The organism is Schumannella soli, assembly GCF_006517435.1.
GTDB lineage: Bacteria > Actinomycetota > Actinomycetes > Actinomycetales > Microbacteriaceae > Schumannella > Schumannella soli.
On the sequence record NZ_VHQG01000001.1, the window covers coordinates 145675 to 161638 of the forward strand.

The 15964-nt window shown below is 72.3% G+C and carries 15 protein-coding genes; 5 read left to right on the forward strand and 10 right to left on the reverse strand.

Annotation, left to right across the window (positions count from 1 at the left end):
- Positions 1 to 51: 51 nt before the first annotated feature.
- From FJ657_RS00655 to FJ657_RS00670, 4 genes are all read right to left on the reverse strand, one after another.
- Positions 52 to 1101 (reverse strand): DUF8320 family protein, encoded by a 1050-nt coding sequence (locus FJ657_RS00655; protein ID WP_181408814.1) that lies wholly within the window; start codon positions 1099 to 1101, stop codon positions 52 to 54.
- Positions 1098 to 2363 carry a sensor histidine kinase gene (locus tag FJ657_RS00660; RefSeq protein ID WP_141161779.1) on the reverse strand — a complete coding sequence of 422 codons (1266 nt, stop codon included), beginning with the start codon at positions 2361 to 2363 and terminating at the stop codon, positions 1098 to 1100. The genes FJ657_RS00655 and FJ657_RS00660 overlap by 4 nt, the downstream gene beginning before the upstream one ends.
- Positions 2364 to 2421: 58 nt before the next feature.
- Entirely contained in the window at positions 2422 to 3126 is a 705-nt protein-coding gene (locus tag FJ657_RS00665) for a response regulator transcription factor (RefSeq protein WP_141161780.1), read from the reverse strand.
- Between the two features lie 110 nt (positions 3127 to 3236).
- The gene (locus FJ657_RS00670; RefSeq protein WP_141161781.1) at positions 3237 to 4487 is read right to left on the reverse strand and encodes a class I SAM-dependent RNA methyltransferase; all 1251 of its coding nucleotides are present in this window, start codon (positions 4485 to 4487) and stop codon (positions 3237 to 3239) included.
- A 23-nt stretch (positions 4488 to 4510) separates the two neighbouring features.
- On the opposite strand from FJ657_RS00670, the gene FJ657_RS00675 reads away from it, so the two are divergent.
- Positions 4511 to 5281 carry a Maf family protein gene (locus FJ657_RS00675; RefSeq protein WP_141161782.1) on the forward strand — a complete coding sequence of 257 codons (771 nt, stop codon included), beginning with the start codon at positions 4511 to 4513 and terminating at the stop codon, positions 5279 to 5281.
- A gap of 95 nt (positions 5282 to 5376) precedes the next feature.
- Entirely contained in the window at positions 5377 to 7146 is a 1770-nt protein-coding gene (locus FJ657_RS00680; protein ID WP_141161783.1) for an acetyl/propionyl/methylcrotonyl-CoA carboxylase subunit alpha, read from the forward strand.
- A 39-nt stretch (positions 7147 to 7185) separates the two neighbouring features.
- Here FJ657_RS00680 and FJ657_RS00685 read toward each other — a convergent pair whose 3' ends face one another.
- Positions 7186 to 7980, reverse strand: a complete 795-nt coding sequence (locus tag FJ657_RS00685) for a DedA family protein (protein ID WP_141161784.1) — start codon at positions 7978 to 7980, stop codon at positions 7186 to 7188.
- Positions 7981 to 8140: 160 nt separating this feature from the next.
- On the opposite strand from FJ657_RS00685, the gene FJ657_RS00690 reads away from it, so the two are divergent.
- Positions 8141 to 8449, forward strand: coding sequence for a DUF1905 domain-containing protein (locus FJ657_RS00690; RefSeq protein WP_141161785.1), 309 nt, complete (start codon positions 8141 to 8143; stop codon positions 8447 to 8449).
- A 101-nt stretch (positions 8450 to 8550) separates the two neighbouring features.
- On the opposite strand, the gene FJ657_RS00695 is transcribed toward FJ657_RS00690, so the two are convergent.
- The gene (locus FJ657_RS00695; RefSeq protein WP_141161786.1) at positions 8551 to 9510 is read right to left on the reverse strand and encodes a hypothetical protein; all 960 of its coding nucleotides are present in this window, start codon (positions 9508 to 9510) and stop codon (positions 8551 to 8553) included.
- Between the two features lie 238 nt (positions 9511 to 9748).
- Positions 9749 to 11185, reverse strand: a complete 1437-nt coding sequence (locus FJ657_RS00700) for an NAD(P)H-quinone dehydrogenase (RefSeq protein WP_141161787.1) — start codon at positions 11183 to 11185, stop codon at positions 9749 to 9751.
- Positions 11186 to 11291: 106 nt separating this feature from the next.
- Between FJ657_RS00700 and FJ657_RS00705 the strand changes: the two genes are divergently transcribed.
- Positions 11292 to 12125: a purine-nucleoside phosphorylase gene (locus tag FJ657_RS00705; RefSeq protein WP_141161788.1), complete on the forward strand. Its 834-nt coding sequence runs from the start codon at positions 11292 to 11294 to the stop codon at positions 12123 to 12125.
- Between the two features lie 26 nt (positions 12126 to 12151).
- Positions 12152 to 13903: a phospho-sugar mutase gene (locus FJ657_RS00710; RefSeq protein WP_141161789.1), complete on the forward strand. Its 1752-nt coding sequence runs from the start codon at positions 12152 to 12154 to the stop codon at positions 13901 to 13903.
- Between the two features lie 91 nt (positions 13904 to 13994).
- On the opposite strand, the gene FJ657_RS00715 is transcribed toward FJ657_RS00710, so the two are convergent.
- From FJ657_RS00715 to FJ657_RS00725, 3 genes are read right to left on the reverse strand one after another with little or no spacing between them, the layout of a single operon-like run.
- Positions 13995 to 14267, reverse strand: coding sequence for a PTS sugar transporter subunit IIB (locus FJ657_RS00715; protein ID WP_141161790.1), 273 nt, complete (start codon positions 14265 to 14267; stop codon positions 13995 to 13997).
- A gap of 33 nt (positions 14268 to 14300) precedes the next feature.
- Positions 14301 to 14741: a PTS sugar transporter subunit IIA gene (locus FJ657_RS00720; protein ID WP_141161791.1), complete on the reverse strand. Its 441-nt coding sequence runs from the start codon at positions 14739 to 14741 to the stop codon at positions 14301 to 14303.
- A 1-nt stretch (position 14742) separates the two neighbouring features.
- Entirely contained in the window at positions 14743 to 15870 is a 1128-nt protein-coding gene (locus FJ657_RS00725) for an adenosine deaminase (protein ID WP_141161792.1), read from the reverse strand.
- Positions 15871 to 15964: the final 94 nt, after the last annotated feature.

The following is a 15964-nucleotide window of genomic DNA, read 5'->3' on the forward strand; positions in this document are numbered from 1 at the left end:
GGGTCGCCGGTCGGCGGGATCGACCGGCGACGCCGTCCGCCTCCCGTGCGATCAGAGGTCGGCGCGCTCGACCTCGATGCGCGGGATCTCCAGCCAGAGGGAGACCTCTTCCTCCTCATCGCGCCCGAGCAGCGCCGCCGCACCGTCGCCGGTGCCGTCGAGACCCACCACCGTGACCGCGACATCCGAGCCCTCGGGCACGGTGCGCACGATGACCTTCTCGGCCCGCGTGCCGCGCAGCGCCTCGGCGAGGGCGCCGTGCACGCGCACCAGCTCGTCGTCGTCCAGCTCGTCGATGCCGCCCTCATCGAGCAGCGTCACGACCGTGCCGCGGCGACGGGCCAGCATGACCTGCTCGCGCACCCGGTCGTCGAGCAGCTTGCGCCCGCGGATCTCATCGCGGATCGCGCCCTCGAGGTGCAGGCACTCGAGCCGCTCATCCTCACTGAGATCGCCGCCGACCCGGCGGATCGTCTGCAGCATCGGCAGCGCCATCACACCCGTCTGCCCCAGCCGGAACTGCCGCTCGCTGAGGTGCGCGTCCTGTGCGGCCTGCCACTCCGTGGCCTCGCGCTCCGCCATCGCGAACTGCTGCGAGTCGCGGGCGGCCTTCGTGAGGGTGTTCGTGATGATGTGCGCGACGCCGACCCAGGCGGCCGAGCCGATCACGCCGATCGGGCCGAGCGATCCCGGTCCCGCCCACAGCAGCGACTGCACCACGAGGAAGGCGATGCCCGCCCAGGCGAACCCCGCCCGGTACCGGGTCGCGGCGATCGTGAGCAGCGTGCCGACGGCGGCGACGTACCAGGTGCCGTAGCCGTTGCCGCCCTCACGATCGTTCTGCAGCACGCTCGTCACGATGAGCGGCAGCGAGACCGCGACGGCCAGCACGAAGACCGAGACCCAGACCGGCATCCGCTGGGATCCGGTGGGCAGCAGCGACACGAGGGTCGCGGCCGCGTAGAGCACGATCGCGACGATCACCGGTGCGGCGTCGCTCGCATAGGGGAACGAGAGCGAATACGCGGCCAGCACCACGTGGTAGCTGGAGAACAGCGCCGCGAGGGCGATGATCACGAACTTGGGGGCGACGATCTTCACGACGCGGCCTCCCCCGCGATCGGCGAGGCGTCCGACGCCGCCGCCGGGCTCGCCGCGACAGGCCAGCGCAGCCGCACCCGCGTGCCCTCACCGGGCGCGGAATCGAGCTCGGCGACGCCGCCGGCGCTCGTCACCCGCTCGAGGATCGACACCCGCACGCCCAGGCGCTCGGTCGGAACCACCCGCGGATCGAAGCCGCGGCCCGTGTCGCCGATCTCGATGCGGATCCCGTCGCCCTCCGCCTCGACCGTCACCCAGCGCTTCACGCCGTCGCCGGCGTGCTGCAGGCTGTTGACCATCGCCTGCACCGCCGCCGAGTAGACCGCCTCGGCGACCGTGATCGGCACGACCGCGCGACCGGCCTCAGCCACCGTGACCTTGAACGGCTGCGACATCGTGCTCGCCGCATCCGCCACCCGGGTCGCGACGACCGCGACCCGCACCTCGGCGTCCGAGTCGGGGGCGACGGCCGCCGCATCGCGCAGATGCCCGATCGCGTTCGAGGCCATCGTCGCGGCGAGCTCCTTCGCCTCCGGCGTGTAGGCGCGCGCCGCCGACAGCAGCGTCGTCAGCACGCTGTCGTGCACGATCGCATCCACCTGCACGCGCTCGGCCTCGATCGCGTGCTGACGCACCGCGTGGCCGTAGCGCCGCAGCGCCATCTGCTGGGCGGTGTCGACGGCCCGGGCGGCCCGCCGCAGCACGATCATGATGATCGTGATGACGCCGCCGAGGATCACCGAATAGACCGAGTCGAGCACGGCCTGTGCGAGCGAGACACCACCGCCGGCCGGGGTGATGCGCACGATCGCGTAGATGATCGGCAGCACGATCACGAACAGGGTCGCCCAGCGCGCATCCAGCCCGATCGTCGCCATCGCTGTCGCGATCGTCAGCAGGAAGTAGAGGAAGAAGCTCGTCTCCGGTGCGCGATCGACATCGAGCACCGCGAAGGGCCAGCTGATCAGCGCCACCGTGTACACGATCGCGAAGGCGACGTGCATGACGCGAACCCAGCGGCGCACGATCGAGGCGACGACCGCACCAGCCAGGGTCAGCACGAGCGCGCTCATGAGCACGCCAGACCACCAGACGTTGAGGTTGCCCAGCTGCGCCATCGCGACCGGGATCGACTGCACCAGGAACGCGACGCCGAACCCCGCGCCGGTGCGGGCGAGCGCCGTGTCGAGCCGGGTCAGGCTCAGCGGATTCGTGACGGACCGCGGCGGCGGCGCCGAGCCCACGCGCGCGGCGGTGCTCACCGCGGGGCGCTCCCGCGGCGCGAGCTCATCGCCCGGCTGAACCGGCCGTGCGCTGAGCTCATCGCCCGTCGACGGAGTCGTCGAGGCCCGGCAGGATGCCGTCCTCCACCGCGCGACGCAGCAGGTCGACCTTCGTCGGGGCCGGGCGGCCGACCTCGACGTACTTCGAGCGGATGCGGTCGAGGTACTCGCGCGCCGTCGAGTAGCCGATGCCGAGCTTCTCGGCGGCGAGCTTGAGCGGCAGGCCCGAGGCGTAGAGGTGCAGGATCTCACGCTCCCGGCGGCCGAGCTGCGCCTTGGCGAAGTCGCGGTCGGCGTCGATCGCCGTCGCCCACTCCAGGTTGTTGAGCACATCGCCGCGGGCGACCGTCGCAGCGGCCTCGATGACGGTGCTGGTGGCGGAGGCCTTCGGGATGACGCCCGCGGCTCCGGCGGCGAGCGCCTCGCGCACGAGGGCGACGCGGTCGGCGATCGAGTGCACGAGCACGGCCGAGCCGGCTGCCTGCACGCGCTTGACGTTCTCGGTCACGCTCGAGCCGTCGCCGAGCGACAGGTCGAGCACCGTCACATCGACCTCGCGGCCGCTCAGCCCGCCGATGAGCTCGTCGACGTTCGACGCGGCGAGCACGAAGTCGTAGCCCTGATCCGAGAACGCCGCCTTGAGGCCGAGCCGCACCGATTCGTGGTCGTCGACGACGGCGACACGCACCGCCCGGGTGCCCTGCTCGCTTGAGATGCCTGCATCCACGATCTGCGCGCTCATTCCACCCCCGGTCGTCGGGGCCGGTGCGCCCCGCCGCTCATGGTAGCCCCGGGGGCTCGCCGCGACCGGGTTGACGTCACCGCGTGACGCAGAGGCGATCTGCGCTCAGTTCACGCGCGGCGGAAGGTGCCGACCGTCTCGACGTGGTGCGTGTTCGGGAACAGGTCGAAGGCACGCAGGCTGCCGAGCTGGTAGCCGTGCTCGGCGAGCAGCGCCGTGTCGCGGGCGAAGGCGACCGGGTCGCAGGCCACGTACACCAGCTGCGCGGGGCCGACGGCGGCTAGCGCATCCACGACCTGCTTGCCGGCTCCGGCCCGCGGCGGGTCGAGGATGACGGTGGCGGCAGCCAGACGGGCCTTCTCGTTCGGCGACCAGTCGGCTAGCGAGCGCACCCAGTGCTCCACCTTGCCCGTCACGGCGCTCGCCCCGAGCCAGTCGGCGAGGTTCTCGCTCGCGTGCTCGGTCGCGCGCTCGTCGGACTCGACGCTCGTGATGCGCACGCCGGAGCCGAAGCGGTCGCCGACGGCCGCGGCGAGCAGGCCGACGCCGCCGTACAGGTCGAGATTCGCGGCCTTGGCATCGAAGCGCTCGGCGTCGATCGCGCTCTGCACCGCCTCGGTCAGCACGGTCGCGGCGCTGCGATGCACCTGCCAGAAGCCGTTGTCGTCGAGCACGAACTCGCGGTCGCCCACGATCTCGGTGATCGTCGAGGGCGACTGCTCGCCGATGATCAGCCGCGCGCCGCCCGCGCCGCTCGGCTCGATCACGTCGACGGTGCCGACCGAGGGCGAGAACTCCTCGCGCAGCGGCGCCGTCTCCTGAACCCCCGGCGTGGCCAGCGGCAGGTCGGGCACGTAGACGACCTTGTTCGAGCGGGAGGCCATCGGCCCGAGGTTGCCGCGCTCGCCGACGTGCAGGCGCACGCGGGTGCGCCACCCCGTGCCGTCGTCCGGCCCGGCGACCTTCTCGACCTCGACCTCGCGCTCGATGCCGGCCATGCGCTTGAGCGAGTCGGCGATCACGAAGGCCTTGAGCGCGCGCTGGTGCTGCGGGGTGATGTGGCCGTAGTCGGCGCCGCCGGCGCGCTTGGCGGGCGTGCGCTCGAGCGAGGCGGCCTCCCACACGTGCGGCTGCCGGTGCTCGCTCGCCTCGATGACGCTGAGCGTCTCGGCGCGCAGGAAGCTCTTCTTCTGCTCGGTGATGCGGGCGAGCACGCGCTCGCCGGGGATCGTGTCGGGCACGAACACGACGCGTCCTTCGAGCCGGGCGACGGCGATGCCGCCGTGAGCCATGTTGGTAGCCTCGAGCTCGACCTCACGGCCGATCTGATCCTGCTTCGACGTGCTGGCCTTGTCATTCATCACGACGAGCATAGGAGCGCTGGATGCGCCTGTTCCTCGCCTCGACCTCCCCGGCCCGGCTCGCCACGCTGAATGCCGCCGGGATCGAGCCCATCGCGATCGCGCCCGGAGTCGACGAGGAGGCCGCCGTCGCCGAGCGCGAGCAGCGCGACGGCCCGCTCGCGCCGGCCGACATGGTGCAGCTGCTCGCCCGGCTCAAGGCCGAGGCGGTCGTGCGCGAGGTCGAGGATGCGCTGGGCGCGATGCGCGGGGGCGGTGCCGACGACGGCGGTGTCGCCCGGGGCGCTGCGGACGGCTCCGGCTACCCGGCCGGCCCCGACGGCGCGGCCCGCCCGGCTGGCGCCGACGGCTCCGGCGACGCCCTGATCTTCGGCGGCGACTCGGCCTTCGCCTTCGGCGGCACGATCTACGGCAAGCCGCACCTGCCCGAGCGCGCGCGCGAGCGCTGGCTCGCCTACCGCGGGCACAATGGCGTCGGCGGAGTCGGCGTGCTGCACTCCGGGCACTGGCTCATCGCGCTGCGCGACGGACGGGTCGTGGATGCGGTGGGCGAGGCCTCGCAGGCCGAGGTGCACTTCTCGGGCGACCTGAGTGAGGCCGAGATCGACGCCTACGTCGCGACCGGCGAGCCGCTGAAGGTCGCGGGCGCCTTCACGATCGACGGCCGGGGCGCCGCGTTCATCGACCGCGTCGTCGGCGACCCGTCGACCGTGATCGGGCTCAGCATCCCCCTGCTGCGTCGCCTCGCCAGTCGTCTCGGCGTGGCCTGGCCGGAGCTCTGGAACCGGGCCTGAGCCTCGCCCTTGTCCGACTCCTCACAGGGCCGGGATCGGGTTTTGTGGCGGTGCGACAACCGCGACCCCCGAAGGTGTGAATAGGCTCGTTAGTCATGGCGCCCATCACGAAGGTCCTCGTCGCTAACCGTGGAGAGATCGCAGTCCGGGTCATCCGGGCCGCGCGGGACGCCGGACTCGGGTCCGTCGCCGTCTACGCCGACCAGGATCGCGACGCCCGTCACGTCAAGCTCGCCGACGAGGCCTACGCCCTCGGCGGCACCACGAGCGCCGAGACCTACCTCGTGATCGACAAGATCCTCTCGGTCGCCCGCCGCTCCGGCGCCGACGCGATCCACCCCGGCTACGGCTTCCTCGCCGAGAACGCCGACTTCGCCCGCGCCGTCATCGCCGCCGGCATCACCTGGATCGGCCCGAGCCCTGAGGCCATCGAGCGCCTCGGCGACAAGGTCTCGGCCCGGCACGTCGCCGAGAAGGTCGGCGCCCCGCTCGCCCCCGGAACCCTGAACCCGGTCGCCGACGCGGACGAGGTGCTCGCCTTCGTCGACCAGGTCGGCCTGCCGGTCGCCATCAAGGCCGCGTTCGGCGGCGGCGGTCGCGGCCTCAAGGTCGCCCGCACCCGCGAGGAGGTGCCTGAGCTCTTCGAGTCGGCCACCCGCGAGGCGATCGCCGCCTTCGGCCGCGGCGAGTGCTTCGTCGAGAAGTACCTCGACGAGCCGCGCCACGTCGAGACCCAGTGCCTGGCGGATGCGCACGGCAACGTCGTCGTCGTCTCGACCCGCGACTGCTCGCTGCAGCGCCGTCACCAGAAGCTCGTCGAGGAGGCGCCCGCGCCCTTCATCACCGACGAGCAGAAGGAGCTGCTCTACAGCTCGTCGAAGGCCATCCTCAAGGAGGTCGGCTACCTCGGCGCCGGCACCTGCGAGTTCCTCATCGGCAAGGACGGCACGGTGTCGTTCCTCGAGGTCAACACCCGCCTCCAGGTCGAGCACCCCGTCTCGGAGGAGGTCAGCGGCCTCGACCTCGTGCGCGAGCAGTTCCGCCTCGCCGAGGGCGAGGAGATCGGCTACGGCGACCCCGAGACCCACGGCCACTCGATCGAGTTCCGCATCAACGGCGAAGACCCCGGCCGCAACTTCCTGCCGACGCCCGGCCCCGTGCAGGTGCTGCGCTTCCCCGGCGGCCCCGGCGTGCGCGTCGACTCCGGCGTCACGACCGGCGACGTCATCTCGGGCTCCTTCGACTCGCTGCTGGCGAAGCTCATCGTCACCGGCTCCGACCGCGAGGATGCGCTGGAGCGCGCCCGCCGCGCCCTCGACGAGTTCGAGGTCGCCGGCCTGCCGACCGTGCTGCCCTTCCACCGCAAGGTCGTGCGCGATCCCGCCTTCACGGCCGAGGACGGCACCTTCGGCGTCTACACGCGCTGGATCGAGACCGAGTTCGTCAACGACCTCGAGCCGTGGGGCGGCATGCTCGCCGACGCTCCGGCCGAGGACAAGCGTCACGAGGTCGTCGTCGAGGTCGACGGCAAGCGCATCGCCGTCTCGCTGCCCACCCGCCTGCTGCCCGCGGGCGGCGGCGGCTCGGTGTCGAGCGCACCCGCGCCGAAGCGCCGCAGCGGCGGCAGCTCGGGCGCCGTCGGCGCGACCGGCGACGCGGTGAAGTCGCCCATGCAGGCGACGATCGTCAAGGTCGCGGTCGCCGAGGGCGACAAGGTCGTCAAGGGCGACCTCGTGCTCGTGCTCGAGGCGATGAAGATGGAGCAGCCCATCTCGGCCCACAAGGACGGCACGATCGGCGCCATCACGGCCGAGGTCGGCACGACCGTCTCGGCGGGCCACCAGCTGCTGACGATCGCCGACTGACCTCCGGGTCGTCTCTCGCGCTGCTCGCCCGGCGCCGGCTCAGCCGGCGTCGGGCGCTTCCGTGTCCGGGCGGTGTTCTCGACCGGATGCCGTGCGATCGCCTCCCGAGCGGGCACGCCGGATGCGGCGCACGACCAGCCACGCGACCACGCCGACGACCGCGGCGATGACGACCCCGTCGAGCACGCCCGACCACTCGTCGATCAGCTCGTACTGCGAGCCGAGAGCGGCGCCGAGCCCGACCAGCAGCGCGTTCCAGGCCGCACTGCCGACGATCGTGAACAGCGAGAAGCGCCAGAGGGGCATCCGCTGGGCTCCTGCGGGGATCGACACGAGCGAGCGGACGCCGGGGATCAGCCGGCCGAAGAGCACCGAGCGCCCGCCGTGGCGGGCGAACCAGTCCGACGACCGCTCGAAGTCGTCGCGATCGACGAGCGGCAGCTTCGCCAGCAGGCGGATCGCCCGCTCGACGCCGAGCCTGGCCCCCAGCGCGTACAGCACGAGCGCCCCGAGGTAGGCGCCGAGCGTCGCCGTCGCCATGACGAGCACGAGGTTCATCGAGCCGAGCGAGGCGAGGAAGCCGGCGAGCGGCAGCACGACCTCGCTCGGGATCGGCGGGAACACCGTCTCGGCGAAGGTCAGCAGGCCGACGCCCCACTCCCCCAGCGCGTCGATCACGCGGGCGGCGATCCCGACGAGCCCGTCCAGGTTTTGGACGTCGGCGTGGTCGCCGGACGCCGCGATCGGATCATCCGGGATGCCGCCGCGATGAGCGGTGACCTCGGCGATCGCTCGCGAGAAGGGGCTGGTCGTCGTCGGGGCGGCGGCGGTCATCCCGAGCATCCTCGGTCATCAGGATGTGCGTCTCCGGTCAACGAGGTGCGCAGACGCCGGTCGCGCCCGGGGCCGGACCGACGAACCGCGCGTCGGGGTCGGGAACCGGGTCGGGATCCGGCTCTGGCCCGGAACCCTCGGCGGGTGGATGATGTGCCGCATGAGCGAGGGCGACGACGCATCCGAGGAGCTGCCCGCGGAGTTCGCCTTCGCGGCGCCCCTGCGCACCGACAGCGACAACGAGGGCGCCTGGACGGTCGTGGTCTGGCCGGGCAGCTACGAGCTGCTGGGCAGCCGGATGCCGGTCAAGGTCGCCGGCTCGGTCGACGGCGTCGCGGTCTCGACCTCGGTGCTCCCCTTCGGCGACGGCGCGCACGTGCTCCCCCTGCGCGCCGAGGTGCGCCGCCGACTCGCGGCCCTCGGCATCCGGCTCGGCGACGAGGTCACCGTGCGGCTGCGCCGCCGCTGATCGGCGTCGCTCCTGCGCAGGATCGCGCGGCGATCCTGGTTTCGCCGCACGATATCGGGCGGCGAAACCAAGATCGTGCGGCGGTCTCGGCGTCCGAGCGCTCAGCTGCCCAGCCCGAATCGTGCGAGCAACCGCTCGAGCTTCCGCGGAGAACGCGCCTCCGCCCATCCCCACCTCATGACGGTCGTGCCGAGCGCCCGCAGGTCGTCCTCGCGGCGCTTTTCATCGATGACCGCTTCAGCCGGGGTTCGTCCGTTCAAGAACTCCTCGCGCATGTACTTGCCGTATCCGTCGAACTCGCCGATGAGCCGGAGCTCGGGCCACCAGAAGTCGGTGATGCCGACGAGACGGCTCCCGTCATGGAACGGCTGCTGCAGCACCGGCGCCGGGATCCCCAGACGATGCATCGTGACGCGACTCAGCCCCTCTCCCGGTGATCCGCTTCGTCCATCGGCCAACGCGATCGCTGACGACGCCCGACCGAGCCCGATGCGACTCGCCGAGCGCTCGAGCTCTGCGAGGAGTCCGTCGTGATCCACCCGACGCGCCCGCACCCCTGAATCCTTGGCATTCGACGGGCGCTGCGCGTGGTCGAGCATCGGGACCGAGAGCTCCAGCGGCGCGCGACGGCTGACATCCACGAGCGTGCGCACCAGACTGGTCACCCGGTAGCCGTCGATCTCGACGTCGTCGACGGTGCGTGCTCCCAGCCGGCGCACGAGTTCCGGTCGGCTGCGCCCACCCGAGCGGTCGGTCATGACGATCTCGGGCCTGTCGGGGAGCGGCGTTGTGAACGGCAGCTCCCAGAGCACTGCGGCGGTGGTCCCGCTGAACGGCTCGTCGAGCCCGTGCCGACGGGACGCCGCCTCGACACGCGCGACGAAGCGCTCTTCGGGCGAGAGCTGCGCCCACACGGCCGTCGGCAGGTAGACCCCGGTCGCGCAGCGCGTCAGCCTGCCCGAGTTCACAGCCTGGTAGAACCGTGCTTCAGCCCCGATAGCGCGAGCCTCGGATGCGAGCGCCAGCGAGTCGAGCCAGTCGAGAGGTCGAGTTCCGTGCATGTGCACATGCTGGATGTCGTCCGGCCTCGGCGGATGCCCCGAGCCGCTTCCGTGGGGAACTCGCCGCCGCGCGATCTTGGGGAGGAGTGCGAATATCGTGCGGCGAAGCCAGGATCGCCGCGCGATCCTGCATCACTGCGGATGCGCGGACTCGATCGGGACGCTGCGGGCCGGAGGGGACAATGCGGGCCGGCGACGAACGCAGACCAGCGCACGCCCTGGCAGGGCGGGCCGCAGGTCAGCTGACGATGTGCATCGCGCGGGCGGCGTCGGTGATGCTGCCCGAGAGCGAGGGGTAGACGCTGAAGGCGCGGGCCAGCTGGTCGACCGTGAGGCGGTGCTCGACCGCGAGGGCGATCGGCAGCACGAGCTCCGAGGCCTTCGGGGCGACCACGACGCCGCCGATCACGGTGCCCGAGCCGGTGCGGGCGAACAGCTTCACGAAGCCGTCCTTGATGCCCATCATCTTCGCGCGCGGGTTCGAGGCGAGCGGCAGCTTGTAGATGTCGCCCTGGGCGATGCCGTCTTCGATCTGCTTCTGCGACCAGCCGACCGTGGCGATCTCGGGCTGGGTGAAGATGTTCGAGGTGACGTTGCGCAGCTCGGTCGGGTTCACCGCATCCCCCATCGCGTGGTAGACCGCGGTGCGGCCCTGCATGGAGGCGACGGAGGCCAGCGGCAGGAAGTCGCTGCAGTCGCCGGCCGCGTAGATCGAGGGCATCGACGTGCGGGCGACGCGGTTGACGCGGATGTGGCCGCTGTCGGCGAGCTGCACACCCGCCTCCTCGAGGCCGATGCCCTTCGTGTTCGGGATCGAGCCGACCGCGATGAGGCAGTGCGATCCGCGCACCTCGCGGCCGTCGGAGAGCGTGACGACGACCTCGTCGCCGTCGCGGGTGACGCTGTCGGCGCGGCTCTTCGAGAGCACCTGCATGCCGTTGCGGCGGAAGACGTCCTCGATGACGCGCGCGGCGTCCGCATCCTCGCCCGGCAGCACCTGGTCACGGCTCGAGATGAGCGTGACGTCGGCGCCGAGCGCGCGGTAGGCGCTGGCGAACTCGGCGCCGGTGACGCCGGATCCGACGACGATCATGTGCTCGGGCACGTCCTGCAGCTGGTACAGCTGCGTCCAGGTGAGGATGCGCTCGCCATCCGGCTTGGCCGTCGGCAGAACGCGCGGGCTCGCGCCGACCGAGACGACGAGCGTCTCGGCGTCGATCTCGTCGAAGTCGGTGCGCTTCGAGCCCTTGCCGGTCGAGACGACGATGCGGTTCGGGCCGTCGAGGCGGCCGTCGCCGGTGACGATGTTGACGCCCGCCTTGATCAGCTGCGACTTCATGTCCTCCGACTGCTGCCGGGCGAGCATGAGCAGGCGCTGGTTGACGGCGCCCAGGTTGACCGTGATCTCGGGCTTGACGGCGCGGCCGTTGTCGCCGCGGGCGAAGAACTGCACGCCCAGATCGGCGGCGCCGCCCACCTGCGTTCCCGCCTCGGCGGTCGCGATGAGGGTCTTCGAGGGCACCACGTCGGTGAGCACGGCCGATCCGCCGACGCCGACGCGCTCGACGAGGGTCACCTCGGCGCCGAGCTGCGCGCCCGCGAGGGCCGCCTCGTAGCCACCGGGACCGCCTCCGAGGACGGCGATGCGCTGCTTCCGGTCGAACTGGTAGGGCATGCCCCGATTCTTCCAGGTTCCGAGGGCTGCCGCCGACGTCGCCGAGGTGGATGGCGCGTGCACGTTCGGAGCGGGTTCCACCGCCGTCGAGGCTTAGGCTCGGCTCATGGCGACGACGCAGCAGAACCCCCTCGACGACCCCGCGGCCGATCCCTTCCAGATCGCCGCTCACGCAGCCGAGCAGCTGGCCGCCGCGACCGGCGTCGCCGTGCACGACATCGCCCTGACGCTGGGCAGCGGATGGGCCAAGGCCGCCGATCTGCTCGGCGAGACGGTCGCCACGATCCCGGCCACCGAGATCGCCGGCTTCAGCGCTCCCGCGCTCACCGGCCACGTCGGCAACCTGCGCAGCATCCGCCTCGCCGACGGCCGTCACGCGCTCGTCATCGGCGCCCGCACGCACTTCTACGAGGGCCACGGCGTGCGCCGGGTGGTGCACTCGGTGCGCACCGCCGCGGCGGCCGGCGCGAAGACCATGGTGCTGACCAACGGCGCCGGCGGCATCAAGGACCACTGGACGCCGGGAACCCCGGTGCTGATCAGCGACCACCTCAACCTGACGGCCGCGTCGCCGCTCGAGGGCGCGACCTTCATCGATCTCACCGACCTCTACTCCGCCCGCCTGCGCGCGGTGGCCCGCGAGGTCGATCCCACCCTCGACGACGGCGTCTACGTGCAGTTCCGCGGGCCGCACTACGAGACCCCGGCCGAGGTGCAGTACGCGAAGACGATCGGCGGTCACATCGTCGGCATGTCGACGGCGCTCGAAGCGATCGCGGCACGTCAGGCCGGCATGGAGGTGCTCGGCTTCTCGCTCATCACGAACCTCGCCGCCGGCATCTCGCCCGACCCGCTGAGCCACGCCGAGGTGCTGCAGGCCGGCAAGGACGCCGAGCCGGTCATCAGCGACCTGCTCGCCCGCGTCGTGGCGAAGCTGTGAGCGCGAGCGCGACGGGAGACGGCGCCATGAGCCCGCACGCCACCCTCGAGGCCGCCCGCGCCTGGATCGCCCAGGACCCCGACGAGACCACCCGCGCCGAGCTGCAGAAGCTGGTGGATGCGGCGGGGGGCGCCGGTGCGGCGGCTGCCGGCGACGCGGCCGGGCACGCCGAGCGCGCCGCCCGCGAGCTGGCCGCGCGCTTCGACGGCCGCCTCGAGTTCGGCACCGCGGGCCTGCGCGGCGAGCTCGGCGCCGGGCCTCAGCGCATGAACCGGGTGCTCGTGGCGCAGGCCGCCGCCGGGCTGGCGGCCTTCCTGCTCGCCCGTGAGCCGCATCCGACGATCGTGGTCGGCTTCGACGGCCGTCACAACAGCGAGGTCTTCGCCCGCGACACGGTCGAGCTCATGCAGGGCGCCGGCGTCGACGCGCACCTCATGCCGCGCCGGCTGCCCACTCCCGTGCTGGCCTTCGCCGTGCGCCACCTCGACGCGAGCGCCGGGGTCATGGTCACCGCGAGCCACAACCCGGCTCGCGACAACGGCTACAAGGTCTACCTCGGCGGCGCCGACGCCGGGTCGCAGATCGTCTCGCCCTCCGACGGGGAGATCCAGGCGGAGATCCTGCGCGTCGCCGCCGGGTCGATCTCCGACCTGCCGCGCTCCGACGACTGGCGGCTCGTCGACGAGTCCGTCGTCGAGGAGTACGTGACGACCACGGCGGCCGTCGCGAGCGACGCGGCCCGGCCCATCCCCTTCGTGTACACCGCCATGCACGGCGTCGGCTACGAGACCGCCGCGCGCGTGTTCGCGGCGGCCGGCTTCGGCGAGCCCGTCGTCGTCGCCGAGCAGCGCGACCCCGACCCCGACTTCCCGACCGTCCCCTTCCCGAACCCGGAGGAGGAGGGCGCGATGGATCTGTCGTTCGCGCTCGCGGCCCGCAGCGGCGTGAAGCTGGTCATCGCGAACGACCCCGACGCCGACCGGCTCGCTGTCGGCATCCCCGATCCGTCGACGACAGAAGGCTGGCGTCGGCTCAGCGGCAACGAGGTCGGGCTGCTGCTCGGCGACCGCGCGGCGCGACAGGCGGTCGCCGCGGCGGCGTCATCGGCGGATGCGGACGTGTCCGGCCCGGATGCGGTCGCGCGCCCGACGGGCACGCTCGCCTGCTCGCTCGTCTCCTCGCCCGGTCTCGGCGCGATCGCCCGCGCCGCAGGCCTCGAGCACGCCGAGACGCTCACCGGGTTCAAGTGGATCTCGCGGGCGCCCGGCCTCGTCTTCGGCTTCGAGGAGGCCCTCGGCTACCTCGTGAACCCGGACACGATCCGCGACAAGGACGGCATCTCGGCGGCGGTCGCGCTGCTCGACCGCGCCGCCGCGCTCGACGCGGAGGGCCGCACGATCGCGGACGCGCTCGACGAGCTCGCCGAGCGCGTCGGCGGCTACGCCTCGGGGCAGATCTCGATCCGCGTCGCCGAGCTGGGCGACATCCCGCGCATGGCCGCAGCGCTGCGCGCCGCCCCGCCGACGTCGGTCGGCGGTGTCGCCGTGGTCTCGGTCGAGGACTTCCTCGAGGGGGTCGGCGACTACCCGAAGGGCGACATCCTGCGCTACCGGCTCGAGGGCGACGGCCGTGTGATCGTGCGTCCGAGCGGCACCGAGCCGAAGCTCAAGGTGTACATCGACGCGGCGTCGACGAACGGCACGGGGGCCGAGCGCCTCGCGGCCGCGCGCGACCTCGTCGCGCGACTCGACGCGGGGATGCGCGAGCTGCTGAGCTGACGTCGTCGCGCTCGGCGCCGCACGATCTGGGTGACGCCGCGAGATATCGTGCGGCGGAGTCAGGATCGCCGCGCGATCCTGCGCGACCAGGTCAGCCGAGGGCGGACTCGAGCTTCGACGTCAGCTCGGCGGTGTCGAAGTAGTTGTCGATCACGATCACGTCGGCGAAGGTCTTTCCGATCTGCGCCACGAACTCGGGGCTGGTCAGGATGACCTGCGCGTCATCCGCCTCCGCCTGCAGCGAGTCGAGGTCGGTCGCGACGACGGCCGCCGTGATGCCGAGTCGCTGCAGCACGCGCTCGGCGTTCACCTTGAGGATGCCGCTGGTGCCGATTCCGGCGCCGCAGATCGCCACGATCTTCATGCGCACGATGATCCCACGCGTCGGCGGGGTGGGTCAGCCGGCGAGGATCGCGCGCACTGCATCCGCGTCGTCGGCGGCGGCGAGGCGCTCGGTCGTGTCCGAGTCGTTGAACACGTTCGCCAGGTCGGCGATCGCGGTCAGGTGCCGCGCTGGCGTCGCGACGGCGAGACCGAGCACGACGCGCACGGGGTCGTTCTGCGGATGCCCGAACAGCACCGGCTCGGCGAGGGTGACGACCGAGAGCCCATCGGCGAGCACGTCGGGCCCGGGACGCGCGTGCGCGAGCGCGAGTCCGGGCGAGATGACGGCGTAGGGGCCGTGCTCGTCGATCATCCGCACCATCGCGTCGCTGTAGGGCGGCCGGGTGGCGCCGCCGCGCACGAGGGCGTCGCCGGCCAGCCGCACGGCGGCACGCCAGTCGGCGGCCTCGCCGCGGATCACGATCACCTCGTCGCCGAGAGGGGGCAGCGCCATCTCAGTCGAGACCGAATCCCTCTTCGATGCGGGCCTGCAGCTCGACGCGGTCCTCGAGGGGCAGGAAGGCGCCCTCGGCCGCGTTGAGCTGGAAGGTGAGCAGGTCGTCGAGGTCGTAGCCGAAGGCGTCCGAGAGAAGGCCCAGCTCGCGGGTGAGCGAGGTTCCGCTCATGAGGCGGTTGTCGGTGTTCACCGTGACCGCGAAGCCGAGCTGGTAGAGGGTGTCGAAGGGGTGGTCGTCGAAGTCGGAGCCCCAGGCCGCGAAGGCGCCGGTCTGCAGGTTCGAGCTCGGGCTGACCTCGAGCGGCATGCGGCGGTCGCGCACCCACTGGGCGAGGCGGCCGAGGCGCACGCCCACGGCCTCGCCGTCGTCGCTGACGATCTCGATGTCCTCGCGGATGCGCACACCGTGACCGAGGCGCAGCGCGTGCCCGTCGATCAGGGCGCTGCGGATGGAGGCGAGCCCGGCGGCTTCGCCGGCGTGCACGGTGATCGGGAGACCCTCCGCGAGCAGCAGGTCGAAGGCGTCCTTCATCCGACTCGGCGGGAAGCCGTCCTCGGGGCCGGCGATGTCGAAGCCGTGCACCCCGACATCGCGGTGGCGCAGCGCCAGCTCGGCGATCTCGACGCCGTTGTCGAGGTGGCGCATCGCGCTCACCAGCTGTCCGGCGCGGATCCAGCCGCCCTGCGCCTCGACGTTCGCGACGGCCTCGTCGATGCCGGCCTGCACGGCCTCGACCGCGGCATCCGTCGAGAGGCCCTTCTGCACGTGCTGCTCGGGCGCCCAGCGCAGCTCGCCGTAGAGCACGCCGTCGGCGTGCAGGTCTTCGACGAACTCGCGCGCGACGCGACGCAGGCCCTCCTCGGTCTGCATGACGGCGATCGTGAGGTCGAAGGTCTTCAGGTACTCGACCAGGCTGCCCGAGTCGGACTGGGCGCGGAACCAGCCGCCGAGCGCCTCGGGGTCGCTCTCGGGCACGTCGACGCCGGCCGCGGCGGCCAGTTCGATGATCGTGCCGGGGCGCAGTCCGCCGTCGAGGTGGTCGTGCAGAGAGACCTTGGGCAGGTCGGCGAGGGCGACGCCCTCGACTGCGGTGCTCGGAGTGGCTGCGTCGCGCGCGTCGGTCATGGCATCGAATCTACCCGCCCGCACCCGACAGCTTCCCGCGGGGATGCCATTCCGGCAGCCGCGCCCGCAGTCGCCGCGCGACCGTCCCCGAAGC

What these genes read in the sequence shown, in the direction of transcription:
- FJ657_RS00665 (WP_141161780.1), bottom strand. Translation starts at nt 3,126, where the DNA reads ATGAGCGCGCAGATCGTGGATGCAGGCATCTCAAGCGAGCAGGGCACC.
- FJ657_RS00670 (WP_141161781.1), bottom strand. Translation starts at nt 4,487, where the DNA reads ATGAATGACAAGGCCAGCACGTCGAAGCAGGATCAGATCGGCCGTGAG.
- FJ657_RS00675 (WP_141161782.1), top strand. Translation starts at nt 4,511, where the DNA reads ATGCGCCTGTTCCTCGCCTCGACCTCCCCGGCCCGGCTCGCCACGCTG.
- FJ657_RS00680 (WP_141161783.1), top strand. Translation starts at nt 5,377, where the DNA reads ATGGCGCCCATCACGAAGGTCCTCGTCGCTAACCGTGGAGAGATCGCA.
- FJ657_RS00685 (WP_141161784.1), bottom strand. Translation starts at nt 7,980, where the DNA reads ATGACCGCCGCCGCCCCGACGACGACCAGCCCCTTCTCGCGAGCGATC.
- FJ657_RS00690 (WP_141161785.1), top strand. Translation starts at nt 8,141, where the DNA reads ATGAGCGAGGGCGACGACGCATCCGAGGAGCTGCCCGCGGAGTTCGCC.
- FJ657_RS00695 (WP_141161786.1), bottom strand. Translation starts at nt 9,510, where the DNA reads ATGCACGGAACTCGACCTCTCGACTGGCTCGACTCGCTGGCGCTCGCA.
- FJ657_RS00700 (WP_141161787.1), bottom strand. Translation starts at nt 11,185, where the DNA reads ATGCCCTACCAGTTCGACCGGAAGCAGCGCATCGCCGTCCTCGGAGGC.
- FJ657_RS00705 (WP_141161788.1), top strand. Translation starts at nt 11,292, where the DNA reads ATGGCGACGACGCAGCAGAACCCCCTCGACGACCCCGCGGCCGATCCC.
- FJ657_RS00710 (WP_141161789.1), top strand. Translation starts at nt 12,152, where the DNA reads ATGAGCCCGCACGCCACCCTCGAGGCCGCCCGCGCCTGGATCGCCCAG.
- FJ657_RS00715 (WP_141161790.1), bottom strand. Translation starts at nt 14,267, where the DNA reads ATGAAGATCGTGGCGATCTGCGGCGCCGGAATCGGCACCAGCGGCATC.
- FJ657_RS00720 (WP_141161791.1), bottom strand. Translation starts at nt 14,741, where the DNA reads ATGGCGCTGCCCCCTCTCGGCGACGAGGTGATCGTGATCCGCGGCGAG.
- FJ657_RS00725 (WP_141161792.1), bottom strand. Translation starts at nt 15,870, where the DNA reads ATGACCGACGCGCGCGACGCAGCCACTCCGAGCACCGCAGTCGAGGGC.